This window comes from Shewanella halifaxensis HAW-EB4 (genome assembly GCF_000019185.1).
In the GTDB taxonomy this organism is placed as follows: domain Bacteria; phylum Pseudomonadota; class Gammaproteobacteria; order Enterobacterales; family Shewanellaceae; genus Shewanella; species Shewanella halifaxensis.
Map to the genome: position 1 here is coordinate 3,724,658 of NC_010334.1, position 18,187 is coordinate 3,742,844.

Genomic DNA, 18,187 nt, shown 5'->3' on the forward strand with positions numbered 1-18,187 from the left:
CCAATTTCATTCATCTAGGTTCGGCTACAGCAACTGCTGATCTAGCATCACCACAATCGATGGATGATAACCTTCACGGGCTAAGGCGTAGATCTGCTTAACCTCCTGCTTAAACCCAGCCTTAAGCAGTTCACCATAGAGAGGTTTAACAAACTTGCCTCGACCTATTTTTACTAGGTAGTCGCTAACCGCCGCTAATACCTTGGGGTAACGATTACGAATCGCCACCCTAAACCAATCGCAGGCTATCTCAGCATTGGTTGAATGAGTAAAACCAAAGGTGATATCTAAATCTGCTAGCTGTTCATGGGAAAGCGCTTGAGGTAAGTTCGTTAAGAAGTATTGCCAGTGGTGAACACGCCAGCAATCGGTTAATAAACTCTCGGCCGAGGCGCCATCATCGAATGCCCGTAACGCCATTGTCACCTTATCTAAGCTGGTTGATTTTGGCTCGATAAACCAACTTGGCATCCCCTCACCATAAATCCATTCCATCATCTCAGCTTCACTGATTTTATCTGCATAAGTTTGTAGCAATGTTTGCTTAGCATAATCAACGAAGGTTTCTGTGGTGATCGCTTCGAAGGCAAAAGCTTGCACATATTCATATAAAAACGCATCAAACGCCGTGCGGCCAAGACGCTTTTCAAGATCATGAACAAACATCGAGGCTTTATCGTAGGTAAATCGGTTAAAGGCTTCATTAGGATCTTGCTGTTGCATATTTGCAGGCAACGTCTGTGCTTCTATAGCTGTTGTTGATATCGCCTCTTGCAGACGACCATTTTCAAGCACCACTTCAAGCTCTGCCAGCTCTTTACCGTAGACCGCCTCCACAATACGGTTAGTAAAATAAGTGGTAAAGCCTTCATTTAACCAAAGGTCTCGCCACGTAGCATTACTCACAAGATTCCCCGTCCAAGAATGCGCCAACTCATGAGCCACCGTCGATACTAGGCTCTTATCACCCGCAATCAAGGTCGGGGTCATAAAGGCGAGGCGCGGGTTTTCCATACCACCAAATGGGAAGCTTGGCGGTAACACTATCATGTCATAGCGCCCCCAAGGGTATGGCCCGAGTAGCGACTCGGCCACCTCGACCATGCTCTCAGTGTCTTCAAATTCGGCCACTGCCGCATCAATAACCTCAGGCTCGGCGTAGACTCCCGTTCGCGCGCCGAGTTCGCCAAAGGCTAAGTCACCAACGGCGATCGCCAAGAGGTGAGTCGGCATCGCTTTTTCCATTGCAAAGCTAAACTGGCCCGTTAATGGCGCCTTAGCGTCATTCATCGCACTCATCACCGCTCGCATGCCTTTTGGCACATTGATCACCGCATCAAAGGTAATTCTAGCCTTAGGCGTATCTTGCAGTGGGATCCAGCTGCGAGCATTAATAGGTTGCGACTGGCTAAAGAGAAAGGGCTGTTTCTTACCACTTGTCTGCTGGGGCGTCAGCCACTGTAGCCCCTGCGCCTGAGGCGATGTGCGATAACGGATAAGTACACTCGAAACACTGGGATCTAATTGAATGTTTAAACGCTGCCCCAAGATCTCATCTTGCTTATCTAGGCTAAAGGCTAGTGGCTGCTGAGCATTAGACTCAACGCTTTCAATCGTTAAGTCTCGACAATCTAACCACAACGCTCGGCTCTGCTTATCGATAAACTCCAGCTGTAACTCCACCAGTCCTGCTAACTGTTTAGCCTCAAAATCAACATTGAGGGATAGCGAAAGGTGCTTAACTCTCACCTCATCGGTATTGGCGAACGAGTGGTAATCGTGATTATTATCCCATTGCTTTGACACGGCATATCCTTTTATGTGGCTGGTTAATCAATTGTATTCTAACGCTATTCGATATGAATAAAAGCCCCATTTGACTTCAATAGAGCGAAATGAAACACTTGTGAATATTGTATGCAAAACTATAAATCAGAGAAAGCCTCAATGAAAAATAAACATGCCTTACCAGCCCTTGCTTTTATGTCACTACTTCCTACAGCTGTTCAAGCAGGAGAGACCGCTAGCCTAGAGAGCGTGTTAAACCAAAACCATGCCTGTAGCGATACCATCATCATTCGCTCACAAGCCTTAACTAAAGAACAGATCAGCTCTGCTTGCGAGTTGTTAGTAAGACAGGAAGCGAATTTCCATCAGCTCTTTGGCACACTAAACAAACCCGTTGCCGATGATAACAACCACAGCATGCGCGCCAATGTCTATCACTCAAGGGAGGACTACGTGGCCCATGTGACTAACCATTTTGACGTGCCTAGTGATAACGGTGGCATGTATTTAGAGGGCTTACCTTGGAAGAGCGACAACCAAGCCGAGTTTGTTGCCTATGAGAAAAAAGGCCAAGTGTGGAACCTAGCCCATGAGTACGTGCATTACCTCGATGGGCGCTTTAACCTCTACGGTGATTTTTGCCTCTCGCTACACGACTCGCACAGTGGCCCAGAGTATTGCCCTAAACCTGCGCCGCTTTACCCACACACGGTTTGGTGGAGCGAAGGTGTCGCGGAGTATATCTCTCTGGGTGAGAACAACCCTAAGGCGTTTGCCTTAATTGGCGAAAAAAACCTTGAGCTAAGCGACATATTCAATACCAGCTATGAGCAAAATGGCGGAACCGACAGGGTTTATCGTTGGGGTTATTTAGCGGTACGCTTTATGATTGAAAACCATAAAGACAAGGTCGATGAGATGCTCAGCTTTACCCGTAAAGGCGATTACCCAAGATATCAGGCTTTGATTAAGCAGTGGGGCAATAGCATGGATGATGAATTTCAAATCTGGCTTAAGACTCTGTAATAATGCTTAGACTCTGTAGTGAGTAGTGAGTAGTGAGTAGGCTGAAAACTCGTAGCCTATTTTCAGGTTTAAAACCTGATAAAGGGAAACCGTTAGAGAATGTCATCAAGATTAATTCATTTTTTTAAATTTAATTTTGAACTTTAAGCGACATGACGACTCTGATTATATGAACAGAATTACTATCGATGTGTTTTTCGAAATGGGTCGGTCTACTTTCATCGTTCATCATCATTCCCTTTAGGTAGTGTCTAGCGCCACTGTCCCAGGATTCCGAATTGGAACCTTAGCGACCTCATTTTGGTCGCTTTTTTTTATTCTTTTTTCGCCGTTTCCCCTTTGTTATGCAAACCAGATAAACCATCGCTATGAGCTATGATAAACGCTAATAAGTGTGCGGCTGTGGTCATTGATAATTACTACCTATGTTGCGTCCCGACTAAATCACGAAAACAAAAAAGCCTCAATAGAGGCCTTTTCATTAATGTTCACTTGTATCATCGAGGTTAATTAGTGACTAAAGACGGATCCCCACTTTAGCTAAGTCTTTAGCGATAACACTGCGTGGCAGTGCAACATAACCGTCTTTTTCTACAATTTGCTGACCTTGCTTAGAAAGCACGTAGCGAATGAACTCTCGATCCATTGGCGATAGAGCTTTGTTTGGGTGTTTATTCACATAAACGTAGAGGTAACGAGATAGTGGATACTTACCCGTTGCCGCATTGTCTGCCGTTGCAGGTATATAGTTAGTTCCTTTCTTAGAAATCGCAACCGCTTTAACGCCAGCAGTCTTATAACCAATGCCAGAGTAACCAATCGAATTAAGTGATTGAGAGACTGCCTGTACGACAGAGGCTGAGCCTGGCTGCTCGTTTACGTTTGCTTTGAAATCACCTTTACACAGTGCTTTCTTTTTAAAGTAACCGTAAGTACCTGATACAGAGTTACGGCCATAAAGTTGTATATCTCTCGCAGTCCAGCTGCCCTCAAGGCCAACTTGTCCCCAGCGTGTCACATCGCCGCCACCGCACTTATCTGTAGAAGAGAAGATGCCGTCGATCTGCTCGATGCTCATGCCTTCAATCGGGTTATCTTTATGGACAAATACTGCGAGCGCGTCAATTGCGACGCGGATAGGTGTTGGCTGATAGCCATAATGCTTTTCAAATGCCTCAACTTCATTCGGCTTCATCTTACGGCTCATAGGACCGAATTGAGAAGTTCCTTCAGTCAATGCCGGTGGCGCAGTAGAAGACCCTGCAGCTTGAATTTGGATATTAACGTTTGGATAGAGTTGTTTAAAATCTTCAGCCCAAAGCGTCATCATGTTCGCTAATGTATCTGAGCCAACGGAAGATAAATTACCTGACACGCCGCTTGTCTTTTCGTAAGTGGGTAAAGACTGGTCAATTTCAGCCATTGATGCTGTAGAAAATACAGTCGCTGCAGTAAAACTTACCGCGCCAACAAGTTGTTTCAGTTTCATTCTTTGCTCCAGTGTTTATCTATCTTCGTTTTTAAAACGCTGTCAGTATTGACTCCATTGATGACAAGTCTATTACTCATAAGTGACACTTAGATGACAAACAGTTTTAATCGCTATTTATTACTAAAAAACAGGCCTAAGCCCGTTCTTCATGACAACCCTATGCAAAAAGTTAAAGTGTGCGGAGGAGATTAAGCCAACTCTTGCTTGGTAAACTCGACCAAATTGGCTGGGATAACAAAGCTGAAGGTACTGCCCTTACCTAGCTGACTCATGATACTGAGCTCACTCTGGTGGTGACTCAGTGCATGCTTGGCTATAGCCAGCCCCAGACCTGTACCACCACTTTGTCTTGAACGAGCACTATCGACCCGATAGAAGCGCTCAGTTAAGCGGCCAATATGCTGCGGGGCAACGCCTTCACCGTTATCTTTCACGCTAAATAGGCCACCTATGGCAACTTTTCGCCAACTGACCTCTATGTTACCGCCGGGCTCAGTGTAACGAATCGCATTTGAGATAAGGTTGGAGCAGGCACTGCGTACCAGTAACTCATTGCCATACAGGTCCAGTCCTGGCTCACAGTAAAAGCTCACTTCGTATTGTTCTTGTGCTAGCGCCAAGGCTTCATCACGTAGAATATCCATCATTTGAGACATACTGACTTTGACTTCAAGGTCCACATCACTGGCATCTTCGATTCTTGATAGAGCCAGCAGCTGCTCAACCATAGAGCGCATACGGGTAGTTTGTTGCAGCATCTGATCCATGGCTCGCACATTGGGGGACTCAGGCTCGGCCATCGACTGCATCATCTCTAAATAGCCCTGCAATACCGTCAATGGGGTCTTAAGCTCATGTGATACGTTAGCAACAAACTCTTTTCGCATCCCCTCTAGTTGGCGTACACGAGTAATGTCTCGAGCAATCAGTAATTGCTGCCCAGAGCCATAAGCCATGATACGGATCTCAAGAATATGCCTATCCGATTGCGGCGAGGCTAACTCTAGGGGCTCATGGTAGTCTTTGTTTTTCAGGTAAGCCGAAAAGTCTGGGTGGCGGATGAGGTTATCGATCCGTTGGCCATTGTCTTGCGGCCATACAAATCCAAGCAGCAGCTGCGCCAGCTTGTTACACCATAAAATATTATTATCAGAGTCTAATACAACTGCAGCATCGGGCAACGCTTCGGCGCCTTGCCTAAAACGCCCGAGCAAAAAAGCCAGCTGTGACACCCGTTTACGATTTTTCCCCTGTAAACGATAGATACCATTGAACACCCCTTCCCAACTGCCACTACCGTTTGGAGGGGTAAGACGGCGATCATGCCATAACCAAAAATTTAAACGAGAAAGTTGGCGATAGTGCCATAGCAACAGGCAAAGCGAACCTAACAATAGGAACAAAAGCACTTCACCAAATAGCAATCCAACCAGTAAACATAAGGTTAGATAGATCACCAGCCGTGAAATTAAGCGGTACCCTGAATATGAATCAAACATATTTAACCAATATAACGACCATATGGGAGAACTTGGCACAAGATAACGTAAAAAGTAACCTTGTGCCTATTAAACTAAAGCTTGGTAGAGAAACGATAACCTGCACCACGGACGGTTTGGATAAGGCGATCATGCCCCGAAGGGGTCACCGCCTTTCGTAAGCGTCGAATGTGTACGTCGACAGTGCGGTCTTCAACATAAACATTGGTTCCCCACACATTATCGAGAAGTTGCTCACGGCTATAAACACGCTCTTGATGAGTCATAAAGAAGTGTAATAATCTAAACTCCGTTGGCCCCATATCGAGTACTTGATCATTGACGGTCACACGATGACTGACAGGGTCTAGTTGCAACCCTTGCACATCGATGATCTCCTCTAAGCATGTAGGCGCACTACGACGCATTACAGCCTTAATGCGAGCGACCAACTCTTTGGGTGAAAATGGTTTGGTCATAAAGTCATCGGCGCCAACCTCTAGCCCTCTAACCTTATCTTCCTCCTCACCACGTGCCGTCAACATGATAATTGGAATATGACGTGTGAATTCATCTTGGCGCAGACGCTTGGCTAACTGGATGCCATTACCACCTGGGAACATCCAATCAAGCAAGACAAGATCAGGGTATGGCTCCGTTAACATCGCTAATGCCGAGTCATAGTCCTCTGCAGCTGCTGTGGTAAAGCCGTGTTGTTCTAAAACAAAAGTTAACATCTCGCGGATGGCTAACTCGTCTTCAACTATCAAAATCCTTGCAGTCATATTCGATCTTCTATCAGTGAATGTCTACGTTGGCTATTATTGGTCACTTTTATGACAGTAATATTAAACACTAAGATATTTTGCCATATTCATGTGCATTTGGGTCATAAATATTATCTTTAGCTTATCTTTATATAGCGGCTTAGAACCTTTAAATAAAGCCAACGTCATGTTTTAGCATTAAAGTAAAAAAGGGCCCTAGGCCCCTTTTCACAACTGTGGTTGATTTAGAACTTATGCTCTAGACCAACACCGAAGTAGCTATCATCATTGTCGACATTGTCGAATGAGCGATTGGTATAGAAAGCGAATAGCTTAGTTGGCTTCCCCAGTTTGTAGTCACCACCAACGGACCATGAATCACCTTTATCTTCCATATCTTGGAACTGAGCTTTTAATACAACCGCATCAATTTGGTATGCAGCGCTGACTAGGTAACCCGTCTTACTTTCGCCGCCAATCGTAGGCGAACCATCTTTGTCATAAGTCTCTTCCTGCTGCTGATACATACCACCTAACTTAAGACCAGCAATTTTACCCTGAACGGTTGCACGAACGACTTCGTAGCCTTTCACATCTGCGTCATAGGCAACAGAGGCATAGAGTGGTGATTGCTTAAGTTTTGCGTCGCCATATATAGCTGCGACACTGAAGCCGTCTTGTCCATACTGTGAACCCGCCCCTTCGGCTGCATAGGTCACCCCCACTTTAAAACCGCTAAACGACGGTGTCACATACGTTGCAGTTTGCTCAATACGGTTCTCACCTTTAAACAGGTTCTTCAAGTCACCTGATAGATCGTTGAACTGATCGACTTTACCTTGAGCTACTTTCAGCATAGTGTCGTTACGACCAACAGAGAACGCACCAAAGTTACCTTTAAGGCCAACAAATTGGTTACGCGCCTTGAAGTTTTCTTTTACGTCATCACCGGTATCCACTTCATATTCAATCGTGTAAAACGCCTCTAGAGAGCGACTTAATTCGAAAGCGCCTTTAACACCAAAACGAGAAGCATTAGATTGAATCGTTGTCGTTGATTCATCATTAACATCATTTGACTGAGCTGTCACATTTAGCTTGCCATAGACCGTTAGTGGGTCAGCAGCGTAAGCAGAAGAAAGTGTTGCAGTTGCAATAGCTGAAGCTAGTAGAGTTTTACAAAAAACGTTCATCATTTAATCCTTTGACGTTATTCGCCTTAGTTATTGGTTTGGACGAGTGCCATAATGAAGATGATTTGTTGCATTTTTATTTCAGCAAAGAGTGAATAAAGTCTGACTTATTAAATCTTCGGCAACAGATATTCGCTACCCCAGAGCTAGCGCGGCTTTGAGCGAAAACGTAAGAAATGTGACACTTTAATGAAATGTCACATAGTGATGATTATCGATAACAGCGAAGCGGTTTACCCGAACCGAACAATGCCTTACACTGCGCCTTTAATATTGATTGAGCACTTATCTATGTGGTTTAAAAATCTAACTGTATACCGCTTTAACAAGCCTTTCTCTGTTGACCCTGATTCACTAGAAAAATCACTGGAAGACTTCACCTTCTCTCCTTGCTCAAGCCAAGACATCAGCAAATTTGGATTCTCTAAGGCGATGGGTAAGCATGGTGAAACCTTGATCCATACCGCTGGTGACAGACACCTAATCTGCGCGACTAAAGAAGAAAAGATTTTACCGTCTCAAGTGATCAAAGAAGCACTTGAAGAAAAAGTGGGACATCTTGAGGCTGAAGAAAACCGTAAGCTCACTAAGAAAGAAAAAGATGCACTGAAAGATGAGATCACCACGACCTTATTGCCACGCGCTTTTTCGCGTCGGAGTCAAATTCGTGCATTGATTTTACCTGAAATTCAAATGATTCTCGTTGACAGCTCAAGTGCAGCAAAGTCTGAAGAACTTATGGCTTTGCTACGTAAAGCGATTGGCACACTACCGATTATTCCAATAAGCTTTAAAACGCCGATTGAGACTCAGCTGACTGAATGGCTAAAAGAAGGCAAAACACCACCAGCCTTTGAAATGCAAGATGAAGCTGAGCTTAAGAGTGATTCAGACGAAGGCGGTATCGTTCGCTTTAAGCAACAAGACTTAAGCGAAAATGAAGTACTGGCTCATATTGAAGTCGGTAAGCAAGTGCATAAGCTAGCACTGCATTTTGGTCAATCAATTGCCTTCGTGTTACAGTCAGATGCAGCGATTAAACGTCTTAAGTTCTCTGAAGAGTTTAGAGCAGATAATGATGATTTAGGTAACGATGACCCGATGGCAAGACTCGATGCTGACTTTGCATTAATGAGCAGCGAGCTTATTGCGCTTATCAATGCCGTAGTTGACGCCCTTGGCGGCCTAGAAGACAGTATCTAATCCAAATTAGATTGAGACACAAAAGGCGCCATTTGGCGCCTTTTTTATGACCACTATTTATAACAAAACGAGTCAGTCCAGTTTATTTAACCGCTTTTAACTGACCCTCTTTATCAAATGGCCAATCCACACCTAACCACGCCTTAAAGAAGGCTTTTTGTGAGCGACTTGGCTTATCAACACTGGTAATAACCAACTTGCCACTTTGTTTCTCACCAAGTTTAAGCTCGATATCTTTCAGTCTGTCATTACTAAACAGCGTCACTTTGATGGTGTCACCTGCACTAAAGTCTTTAATGCGCGACTCAAAGCCCGCCGCAGTAACCTTAAGCCCGTTTATCGCAACGATTTCGTCTCCGAGTACGATGCCTGCATTCCAAGCTGGACCACCACGCAGCACTTGCGATAACACCAATGAACCTGACTTTAACGTAACGCCAGTAAAAGGCTCTACTTTTGCCTCTTTACCATAGCTGGTTTTTAAACCGGCCAAACCGAGTAGCGAGTCAAAGTCTAAACTTACTGGCGAGTTAACATACTCCTGCCACCAGCCTTCATAACTGGTTCCTGAAACAGTATTTAAAATCCCCTTCACATCACTAATGGTGTAACCCGCTGGAATACGGTGATCATTGTAAAGTTTACGGTGCACATCGCGGTATGAGCGTTTCAGTTTGGTTTCTTGAAGTAGAGAAAAATCTAACGCTAGTGACGTTAAATAACCTTCGGAGTAGATGTTAGTGCTGTGGTTAACCGCGTAATCTCCACCGCTGCTTGCCCACTGATTAGCACTCGCATCAGCAATTGACTGCACTTCTCTACCGGGTGTTTGCTCACTCTGAGCGACTCGCTTCGCTAAGTCTTCTAAAAACTCCTTTGGTGTCATCACCCCAGCCCGTAACAGCAACTGACTTTGGAAGTAACTCGTTGAGCCCTCAGCAATCCACAATAGTTCAGTGATCCCTTCATCTTGATAGTTGTATGGCACTAATCCATCAGGACGATACGCCTTAACGTTCCAAGTATGAATAAACTCATGGGAGGCCGTCTTGATAAAGCCTAAGTAATCTTTACGATCTCGATAGCTAAAACGTGGTCGTTGAATAATCGTCGAATTTAAGTGCTCAGTTGCGCCCCGAGCGCCACTGGTGGCGTGAACCATATAAACATAACGCTTAAATGGGTAATCATCCCAAATCACCTCAGCCTGACCGCTAAGCTTGGTCAAGTCAGTGACCATTTGGTCGATGTCATAGTTGCCCTCTCCCCAAACAACTAATTCATACGCCCTGCCATCAGCACTAAATTCTCGATGCTCGCTGATCCCTGTTTCGATTGGCGAATCGACTAAGATATCGTAATTATCAGCAGTGAAACTATGCGCGTGACTGCCGCTGTCCATACCCGAGTAACTATTCCAGTCACTAGGGACATTAAGAGAAACGGTTAGGGGCTCCCCCCTAAACTCAGGACTATAAACAAAGGTACCACTCGCATCTAAAAAGGCATGGCTTGCATCGATATGGTTGACCCGTTGCCCCAATTTATTGGCATAAAGTTGATAGCTGACCGTGACACTCGTTGGCTCACTTAAGGCTATTGTCCACTCGCCACTAGCGGTTCTAGACCAAGGTAGTACTGCACCGCTATCATCGGTTGCCGTAAAAGTTCTAACCGCGTCCGCCAATGGCAAGACTTGATATTTACCCGTGCGCCATACAGGTAAGTTAACCACTAAAGAGTTTGACTGAGTTTCAGGAAAGACAACCTCGACATTGGCCAAGTGATGTTCAGGGCTCGTTAAGTCAATCTGGTAGCTTACGTTGGCAATTGCATTAGTACAGGCTAAAGCACTAAAAGTTAAGATAAAGGGAACTACAGGTTTCACTCTCGCGTCCTTCTGTTATTATTGTTCTTCATTGAGTCAGCAAAATATAACATAAGACTTAATTAGGCCAAAGAATAACAAAAATCAGGCGTTTAATTTAACGAGTAAGCGCGAGGACTGGCATGTAAATGCATATTTTCATAACCCGAGTATCGTTCATATTTTTATCATTTTATGCCAGCCATGTTTATGCTGCGCCAAGAGATGAAGTCTTAACTGAAGTGCAGTTTAGAGAAGCACCGAAAGCGCTTGAGCAGTCGTTAGCAAAAACATTACCTGCACTGCCCCATTTCACTTCGGCACAGGAGTTTACGCTATTTGCTCAACAGAAACGCATATCAAGCGAAGAGCTGAAGCGCGATATTCAGCTTTCTGCTCGCTTAAAGATGGCACTTTATAACAAAGATAAAAACCGCTATATAGTCGCTAAACAACTCTCCGAGCTACTTGAGCATATTAGTAGTAGTGCATTTGATAAAAGCTATTTATTAATGCTCAAAGGGCGCTATGCGGGAAGAAGCCAACAAGATTACGCTAGCGCTATCGAATACTACCAACAAGCCGTGCAACTGGTAGAGCATTCAAACAATCAGGCCGATCGAGTCCTACTGTATACCTTGCAAGAACACCTCAGTGTAATGCATATGATTTTGCGCGAAGAAGTGATTGCACTGCAGCACTTGAAAAAGCTCTCAACAATCTCAAAGCAACTCAATAATGACTACTTCATCGCCCATGCTGAATCGATATTAGGTAAATATTTTTATAAACAAGATCAATTAGGCAAATCGCTTTCTCATTACACTGAAGCTGTAAAGTACACTAGAGGTGGGGAAAACGCTTCTCAGAATGCCCATATAGAACTTCAGCTTGCTAGGATCTATCGGGATTTAGAGTCTTGGGAGGAGGCGCTCACATCGGCTCATAACGCCGCCGAAGCTTTTAGCCTGCTGGGTAACGAAAATTATGTGTCTTCATCGATGACGGTAATCGCCATGATTTACGCCAACCAAGGACAATGGTACAAGGCGATTGATTACCACTTGAATGCACAACAAATTGAGTCAAAACTCGGCAATTATATTGGCTTGGCCCTCAACCTGCATAATCTGGGTGAAGCCTACTATAAAATTGGTGATATCCAGAGTTCACTCATTAATCTTGAGCGGGCCAATGAAATTTTTACATCCAAAAAGAGTAATCACTATTTAGTGTATAACGACCTAATCATCGCAGAAGTGACAGCAAGTACTGGCGATTGGCAAAAATCCTTAGATTACGCCACAAAAGCAGCAGAAATAGCCCAGTCTAAGCAGCTAAATGAAGAGTTAGAGGAAGCATTAACAAGACAAACTGACGCCTTCGAAAAGCTAGGCCGCTATGAAGATGCCTACAACAGTCTTTTAATACTTAATAAACTCAATACTAAGGCTGAGGCCCCAGCGACCGAATTTGATATGCAACAGTCGCAAATAATAGAGCAAAAGCTTAAGCTCAATTTAAATCAGCTCCAAAATGCATTACAGGCGAAAACTGAACAATTCAATATGCTTCGCTTAGTTAGCATACTCTGTATATTGACCCTATTCTTTATCTTGTTGCTATTAATCAAGCAATGGCGACTTAAGAGTAAGTTTAGCGCAGTTAACTCAAATCTAACTCAAGCTCAGCTGCTTGAACCCTTTACTGGGCTACCAGGCTATTTGGCTTTTAAGTTGGATTATGCCAATCAGTACAATAAGCCTATCAAAACATTGGCACTGATCTCACTATCTGATCAGCTAAGTTATGATTTGGTTCAAGGATATCAGTGTAATGCCGATATGAATAAACAACAGCTTTTAGCAATCAAAAATGCTCTGAACTGTGAGCCTTACATTATTCGGCCTGGATTGTTTTTAATGAGTCTTGACTCAAGCATAGAGCCTAATAGCCTACTGACTACGCTAAGAAGCGTTATTAATGAAAACGACGGTGAAACAAGTCTGCAGATGGGGATATTACATCTGCCTCTTTTAGGTGATTTAGCCATCAAACTGACAGCTGGACAACACTTTGCTAGCTTGCAGATGATGTTGTCCGCAGCGAGAACCTTAGGTAGTGACAAAGACTACTTTGTCACAATGAAAGCACTGAATTTTGCTTCCGCAGGAATATTTAGTAAACCACTTTACCTTAACATCGAAAAAAGCATTGTTCGCGGCATTATTAAAATCGAAACCAATGGCAATAAAGAAGATATCATTTGGCCTAGATGGAAGAGTCATCAAAACATCGATATTAATGATGACAAAATAGCCGTATAGGCATTTAAATCTCAGCTTCTAGTGATGTTAATTTCTCTTTTTAAAGACTATGGGTAAAATAAGTGGTTAAATTTAAGCTTTATTTTTAAATTGCATAATTTATAGGAACACAAATAAACATGAAGGATGTCGCCGTAAGTACGTCTCAATTAAGTGTGTTACAGCAGAAACTCTTTTCTGCCAGACAGGCGTTAGAGGAGATGAACGAAGAGCAAAATGAAAAACTGCACATCCTCGCACAATTTGTAGGCCAACTAAGCCTCGCCTGTAAAGGCCAAAATTTAGAGCTTGATAATAAACTCGCCAAGTTGCGTCATAAATTGGCCAAATTTAGTCAGTTCGAAGATTCTCTGCCGGAGCTAAATGAAGCCGATACTATCCTTAAGCAGCAATATGCTCGAGTGATGCTGCAACTCGAAGATAGCCGCCAGTCATTAACCAATATGATAAGCCAAATCCAGCGAGTTGAATCTCTGCCAAGCAAGTTAAAGCTAGAAATTTCTTACTTTAAAAAAGAACTGGTTAAACCATTTCATACCTATTGGGATTACATTCCGAAGGTAGAGAAAGTGGTTAATTTTTACAATGAGATCTTAAAAGAGAAACTTAACCTTGGTGAGCAGTTCGAGATCTTTCCTCGCCATAGACAGGCTGCTCATGAACTAGCACAGCTGTTATCAGAAATAGAATTTAGAAAAGATCAGCGAGATCAAATCTCGCAAATTAAGCGCTCATTAACAGAGGAGTTTGAACTCGATACCTTACTTGACGCTTATCAAGTGGTACTCGGCCTACTGCTAGATAATATTGCTAGAGAAAAAACGGCCTCACAAGAGTTTCTATACGTACTCAATAATGCACTAAGCAATGTTCAAGAAGTGGTCACAGATTCATACAGCCACTCAGTAAAGAGCTTTCAAGTCACTAAACAGCTTAATCGCGACATTAACTACCAAGTCGATAACGTTGGAGAAACAGTAATTGAAGTTGATGATATCGATGAGCTGAAAAATCAGATCACCGTTCATTTGGCCTCTTTGCGCAAGTCTCTTAGCCGCAAAGAACTACTCGAAAATAGAGAGCAAGCCCAGCTAAAGCAGTCTGTTGAAACATTACGTCAAGAACTCAAAGAGCTTGGGAAAGAAACAGAGTCATACAAAGAGCGTTTATTTGAACAGCAAAAGCTTAACTTGTTAGATTCACTCACTCAGTTACCAAATCGTAGCGCATTAGAAGAGCGCATGGATATCGAATATCGCAACTACAAACGCACCAAACAACCCTTATGGGTCGCGGTTGCCGATATAGATCATTTCAAAACCATAAACGATAGTTTTGGTCACAGCACTGGTGATAAGACTCTACAAGTCATAGCTATGGCGCTAAAAAGCGCATTACGAGAATCAGAGTTTGTCGCTCGATATGGCGGTGAAGAGTTTGTGCTTTTACTACCTGATGTTGCCGAAAGCGATATTCAGCCTTTACTCAATCGAGTGAGAGAGAAAGTAAAAAGTATTCCATTTAAGTTTAAAAATCAGAGAATTACAGTTACAGTGTCTATAGGCGCTGCACAAATCATTGAAAATGAGCTCATAACAGAAACATTCGACCGAGCCGACGCAGCGTTATATAAAGCCAAAAACGAAAGCAGAGATAGAGTCATTATCGACTTTTAAGCTAATCCCCTTGTGCTAACACTCGTTACCACGTCAGTCTTTGTGGGACAGCTTGCCTATCACTGCTTAAGGAGTAGCTATGATAGTAAAAATTAGTCCTCGTGGAAGTCTAGATCAACTGTCGCAACTCGAAGTTGATCGATTGAAACAAAACGCAAAGAGTGAGCTTTATCAGCTCTACCGAAGCTGTTCGCTCGCTGTTCTCGCATCAGGCCTACAAAGTGATAATGCCGAAGGCCTATTCACTCAGTTCAGTGACTTTAATATCAGTGTCTTACGCCGAGAGCGTGGCATTAAGATTGAGCTAACCAACCCACCGGAAGAAGCCTTTGTTGATGGTGAGATCATGGCTGGGATCCAAGAGCATCTCTTTGCGGTACTCAGAGATATCGTTTATATCAACGATAAGTACGATAACCTTAAGCATATCAACCTAACGAATGCGAGCCACATCACTAACGTGGTATTCGATATCTTACGCAATGCGCGCTCAATGCCGATGTTCGACCCAAATATTGTCGTTTGCTGGGGCGGACACAGTATCAACCCCGTCGAGTATCAATATACCCGTGAAGTGGGTTATGAATTAGGGTTACGTAAACTCGATATCTGCACCGGTTGTGGACCCGGCGCTATGGAAGGGCCGATGAAGGGGGCAGCCATTGGTCACGCGAAACAACGGGTGAACCACGCTCGTTATATTGGTCTGACTGAGCCCAGTATTATTGCCGCAGAGCCACCAAATCAGATCGTCAACGAACTGGTTATTCTGCCCGATATTGAAAAACGCTTAGAGGCCTTTGTTAGGCTCGGCCACGGGATTATCATTTTCCCTGGTGGTGCGGGAACCGCAGAGGAATTACTTTATTTACTGGGTATTTTACTCAATAAAGAAAATCAAGATATTCCCTTTCCACTCGTCCTGACAGGCCCTAAAGAGAGTGAAGAGTATTTCTTACGTATCGATGAGTTTATCGGTGCAACCTTAGGCGAAGAAGCCCAGAGCAAATACCAAATTGTCATTGACGATCCTGTAAAAGTTGCTCGAATTCAAAAGCAAGCAATGGAAGATATTAAAACCTTCCGCAGAGAAAATGGCGACTCTTACCAGTACCAGTGGTCTTTAAAGGTGGAACCTGAGTTTCAACTACCATTTGAGCCTACCCACGAAGTGATGAGTAATCTCGACTTGCACTTTCAGACCAATAAAGCTGAACTTGCAGCAAACCTAAGAAAAGCATTCTCGGGTATTGTGGCTGGTAATGTCAAAATGGACACCATTAAAGCCATTGAAACTAAGGGACCGTTCGAGCTAAAAGGTGACCCTAAGCTTATGGCACTTATGGACGAGCTATTGGGCGCCTTTGTTTTACAACAACGTATGAAGTTACCGGGAAGTGCGTATGTTCCCTGCTATAAAATTATTAAATAAAGCGATTAAATGAATAAATTCCTCATTATAGATGGCATGAACTTAGTGCGGCGCATTCACGCCGCACAGCCAAATGAATCCGATATCACAGGCCTTAAAGAACGAGTCAATGGTGCATGTCGTAAGCTACTCAAGTTCCATCAACCCAGTCATGCCGCTATCGTTTGGGATGGAGATGCGATTTCATGGCGCAAAGCCCTATTTGAAGACTACAAGAAAGGTCGTAAACCTATGCCAGAAGCGCTGGCTAACGGCCTTGTCGAACTCAAAGCCTATCTTGCAGAACATCAACTTAACTCGATCAATGCCGATTCAGAAGCCGATGATGTCATTGCGACCTTAGCGACTAAACTGACCAGCATAAATGGCGAAGCCATTATCGTTTCAACCGATAAAGGTTTTTGCCAGTTAAGTCATCCAAATATCAAACGCTGGGATCATTTTAATCAAGGCTATTTGACTATCGAAGAGATGGAAAAAAAACTGGGCGTTGAATCTACTCAGTTTATCGATTACTTGGCTCTTGCTGGTGATAGTGGCAATAAAATTCCTGGAGTGCCGGGTATTGGTCCTAAATCAGCGGTAGAGTTACTCAAGATTTTTAGATCCTTAGCTAACATTTATAACTCCATCGACAAAGTGGGCTCTAAACAGGCCAAGAAACTTGAAGAGGGCAAACAGATGGCACGCCTAAGCTATAAATTGGTTCAACTGCAAACAGACCTACCTTTAAATGTAAATTTAAAGCAGTTTAGAATTGAACAGTAAGGCGCGCACTTACAGTTGTTAACATAAAGTTACGTTCCCAGCATTTACCTAGGTGCCTTCAAGTAGTATCTTAATGTTATTGAAAGAACAAAGTGAAGGAACCACTGTTAGAATGAAATCTAAACTCCCCGTCGTCGTCATCAGTATTTTTGTGGCTTATCTGGCCTTTGTCGCCGTGATCATGGTGTCCTACGATCCTAGCCCCGATGAGATGGATTGGGAGGATAGGCAGGCCTATAATAAAGCGATGCTGAACGAAGTGGCTATTGGACAAAGTATCACAGAAATCAAAAGTCTCTTTGGCAAAGCCGATTTCACCGAAGCCAAAATTTCTAATGAACAAAATATTGAAGTGTTATTCTACCGCACTCATCATAGAACATCCGACGGTGAAACCTCTAAAGAAGAGTGCACTCCCTTACTCTTCAAACAGGGTAAGCTCATTGCATGGGGAGAAGATACCTATCACCAATATTTGGCAAGTCCAATAGATAGCTAAACACCCGCAGATAGAGCGGTTTACTTGCTAAAACAAAAAGCAGCGATAATTATCGCTGCTTTTTGTGAATAGACTAAACGCTGCCTAAAAGCCGTCTTTTTCCAACTGTTTTTGCGCTGCCTTCTCTGCCTCTTCCATACGTTTAAGTTCTTGCAATAAACGTTCTCTCTCTGTTTGTTCAGTCTCGCTCTCTGTAGTTGACCGCTTTCTTGCTTCCCAATCTGGCTCCCCCTCTAACGGGGCTGTCGCATTAACGGATAGCGGTAAAACAACCATTAATAAACTCACTAAACTGACACTTTTAATCTTATTCATTTACGCTCCTTGTTGATGAATTCACACTTAAGCTACCATACCACTCATAGTAAACATCACTTATCAAAAGTCGCTTAGCAAAAGACGGCTATAACGAGCTATTACTGTGAGCAATTATTACAAGCTGCTACTACAAAAATGAGGTAAGCATGGCAACCTCGTGACAAATACCGCCAGAGTATCCATTGTCAGAGACTATACTCAGGCCTTAGTTAAGGGTTATTCCTTAGCACCTTAAAACTTAACAACTATCGGCGCTCATTACAAAGTTAATATTTTCGAGCTATTATTTCCAAGCTCATATTTTCAAGCAAATATAAAAATGCCGAAGTCATCGCCTCGGCATTTAGCACTTT

At 43.4% G+C, this 18,187-nt stretch carries 14 protein-coding genes; 7 read left to right on the plus strand and 7 right to left on the minus strand.

Annotated features, from left to right (window positions below; all coding sequences use genetic code 11):
- Positions 1 to 24: 24 nt before the first annotated feature.
- Complete coding sequence (locus tag SHAL_RS15785; RefSeq protein ID WP_012278129.1) at positions 25 to 1,806, minus strand: M1 family metallopeptidase; 1,782 nt, start codon at positions 1,804 to 1,806, stop codon at positions 25 to 27.
- Positions 1,807 to 1,947: 141 nt separating this feature from the next.
- Here SHAL_RS15785 and SHAL_RS15790 point away from each other — a divergent pair, with 141 nt between their 5' ends.
- Positions 1,948 to 2,814, plus strand: a complete 867-nt coding sequence (locus tag SHAL_RS15790) for a collagenase (protein WP_041416489.1) — start codon at positions 1,948 to 1,950, stop codon at positions 2,812 to 2,814.
- Between the two features lie 517 nt (positions 2,815 to 3,331).
- Here the strand turns inward: SHAL_RS15790 and SHAL_RS15795 are convergent.
- From SHAL_RS15795 to SHAL_RS15810, 4 genes are all read right to left on the minus strand, one after another.
- On the minus strand, positions 3,332 to 4,303 hold the full coding sequence (locus SHAL_RS15795; protein WP_012278131.1) for a PstS family phosphate ABC transporter substrate-binding protein: 972 nt from the start codon (positions 4,301 to 4,303) through the stop codon (positions 3,332 to 3,334).
- A gap of 191 nt (positions 4,304 to 4,494) precedes the next feature.
- Positions 4,495 to 5,805: a phosphate regulon sensor histidine kinase PhoR gene (gene phoR / locus SHAL_RS15800; protein ID WP_012278132.1), complete on the minus strand. Its 1,311-nt coding sequence runs from the start codon at positions 5,803 to 5,805 to the stop codon at positions 4,495 to 4,497.
- A 74-nt stretch (positions 5,806 to 5,879) separates the two neighbouring features.
- Complete coding sequence (gene phoB, locus SHAL_RS15805) at positions 5,880 to 6,569, minus strand: phosphate regulon transcriptional regulator PhoB (protein ID WP_012278133.1); 690 nt, start codon at positions 6,567 to 6,569, stop codon at positions 5,880 to 5,882.
- A gap of 227 nt (positions 6,570 to 6,796) precedes the next feature.
- Positions 6,797 to 7,747, minus strand: coding sequence for a porin (locus tag SHAL_RS15810; protein ID WP_012278134.1), 951 nt, complete (start codon positions 7,745 to 7,747; stop codon positions 6,797 to 6,799).
- Positions 7,748 to 8,035: 288 nt separating this feature from the next.
- Here SHAL_RS15810 and rdgC point away from each other — a divergent pair, with 288 nt between their 5' ends.
- A complete protein-coding gene (rdgC, locus tag SHAL_RS15815) occupies positions 8,036 to 8,947 on the plus strand; it encodes a recombination-associated protein RdgC (RefSeq protein ID WP_012278135.1) in 912 nt (303 codons plus the stop codon).
- An 82-nt stretch (positions 8,948 to 9,029) separates the two neighbouring features.
- Here rdgC and SHAL_RS15820 read toward each other — a convergent pair whose 3' ends face one another.
- Complete coding sequence (locus SHAL_RS15820) at positions 9,030 to 10,835, minus strand: M61 family metallopeptidase (protein WP_012278136.1); 1,806 nt, start codon at positions 10,833 to 10,835, stop codon at positions 9,030 to 9,032.
- A gap of 128 nt (positions 10,836 to 10,963) precedes the next feature.
- Between SHAL_RS15820 and SHAL_RS15825 the strand changes: the two genes are divergently transcribed.
- The 5 genes from SHAL_RS15825 (at position 10,964) to SHAL_RS15845 (ending at position 17,516) form a co-directional block, all read left to right on the plus strand.
- Positions 10,964 to 13,141, plus strand: a complete 2,178-nt coding sequence (locus SHAL_RS15825) for a tetratricopeptide repeat protein (protein ID WP_012278137.1) — start codon at positions 10,964 to 10,966, stop codon at positions 13,139 to 13,141.
- A gap of 119 nt (positions 13,142 to 13,260) precedes the next feature.
- Positions 13,261 to 14,817 carry a GGDEF domain-containing protein gene (locus tag SHAL_RS15830; protein ID WP_012278138.1) on the plus strand — a complete coding sequence of 519 codons (1,557 nt, stop codon included), beginning with the start codon at positions 13,261 to 13,263 and terminating at the stop codon, positions 14,815 to 14,817.
- Positions 14,818 to 14,896: 79 nt separating this feature from the next.
- A complete protein-coding gene (gene ppnN / locus SHAL_RS15835) occupies positions 14,897 to 16,249 on the plus strand; it encodes a nucleotide 5'-monophosphate nucleosidase PpnN (RefSeq protein ID WP_012278139.1) in 1,353 nt (450 codons plus the stop codon).
- 9 nt (positions 16,250 to 16,258) lie between these two features.
- Complete coding sequence (gene xni / locus SHAL_RS15840; RefSeq protein WP_012278140.1) at positions 16,259 to 17,017, plus strand: flap endonuclease Xni; 759 nt, start codon at positions 16,259 to 16,261, stop codon at positions 17,015 to 17,017.
- A 112-nt stretch (positions 17,018 to 17,129) separates the two neighbouring features.
- The gene (locus tag SHAL_RS15845) at positions 17,130 to 17,516 is read left to right on the plus strand and encodes a DUF3192 domain-containing protein (protein ID WP_012278141.1); all 387 of its coding nucleotides are present in this window, start codon (positions 17,130 to 17,132) and stop codon (positions 17,514 to 17,516) included.
- Positions 17,517 to 17,600: 84 nt separating this feature from the next.
- On the opposite strand, the gene SHAL_RS15850 is transcribed toward SHAL_RS15845, so the two are convergent.
- Positions 17,601 to 17,831: a hypothetical protein gene (locus SHAL_RS15850; RefSeq protein ID WP_041416053.1), complete on the minus strand. Its 231-nt coding sequence runs from the start codon at positions 17,829 to 17,831 to the stop codon at positions 17,601 to 17,603.
- Positions 17,832 to 18,187: the final 356 nt, after the last annotated feature.

Excerpts from the sequence above, each read along its gene's own strand:
- xni (WP_012278140.1), top strand. The coding sequence starts at position 16,259 with ATGAATAAATTCCTCATTATAGATGGCATGAACTTAGTGCGGCGCATT.
- ppnN (WP_012278139.1), top strand. The coding sequence starts at position 14,897 with ATGATAGTAAAAATTAGTCCTCGTGGAAGTCTAGATCAACTGTCGCAA.
- SHAL_RS15825 (WP_012278137.1), top strand. The coding sequence starts at position 10,964 with ATGCATATTTTCATAACCCGAGTATCGTTCATATTTTTATCATTTTAT.
- SHAL_RS15830 (WP_012278138.1), top strand. The coding sequence starts at position 13,261 with ATGAAGGATGTCGCCGTAAGTACGTCTCAATTAAGTGTGTTACAGCAG.
- SHAL_RS15810 (WP_012278134.1), bottom strand. The coding sequence starts at position 7,747 with ATGATGAACGTTTTTTGTAAAACTCTACTAGCTTCAGCTATTGCAACT.
- rdgC (WP_012278135.1), top strand. The coding sequence starts at position 8,036 with ATGTGGTTTAAAAATCTAACTGTATACCGCTTTAACAAGCCTTTCTCT.
- SHAL_RS15845 (WP_012278141.1), top strand. The coding sequence starts at position 17,130 with ATGAAATCTAAACTCCCCGTCGTCGTCATCAGTATTTTTGTGGCTTAT.
- phoR (WP_012278132.1), bottom strand. The coding sequence starts at position 5,805 with ATGTTTGATTCATATTCAGGGTACCGCTTAATTTCACGGCTGGTGATC.
- phoB (WP_012278133.1), bottom strand. The coding sequence starts at position 6,569 with ATGACTGCAAGGATTTTGATAGTTGAAGACGAGTTAGCCATCCGCGAG.
- SHAL_RS15850 (WP_041416053.1), bottom strand. The coding sequence starts at position 17,831 with ATGAATAAGATTAAAAGTGTCAGTTTAGTGAGTTTATTAATGGTTGTT.
- SHAL_RS15790 (WP_041416489.1), top strand. The coding sequence starts at position 1,948 with ATGAAAAATAAACATGCCTTACCAGCCCTTGCTTTTATGTCACTACTT.
- SHAL_RS15795 (WP_012278131.1), bottom strand. The coding sequence starts at position 4,303 with ATGAAACTGAAACAACTTGTTGGCGCGGTAAGTTTTACTGCAGCGACT.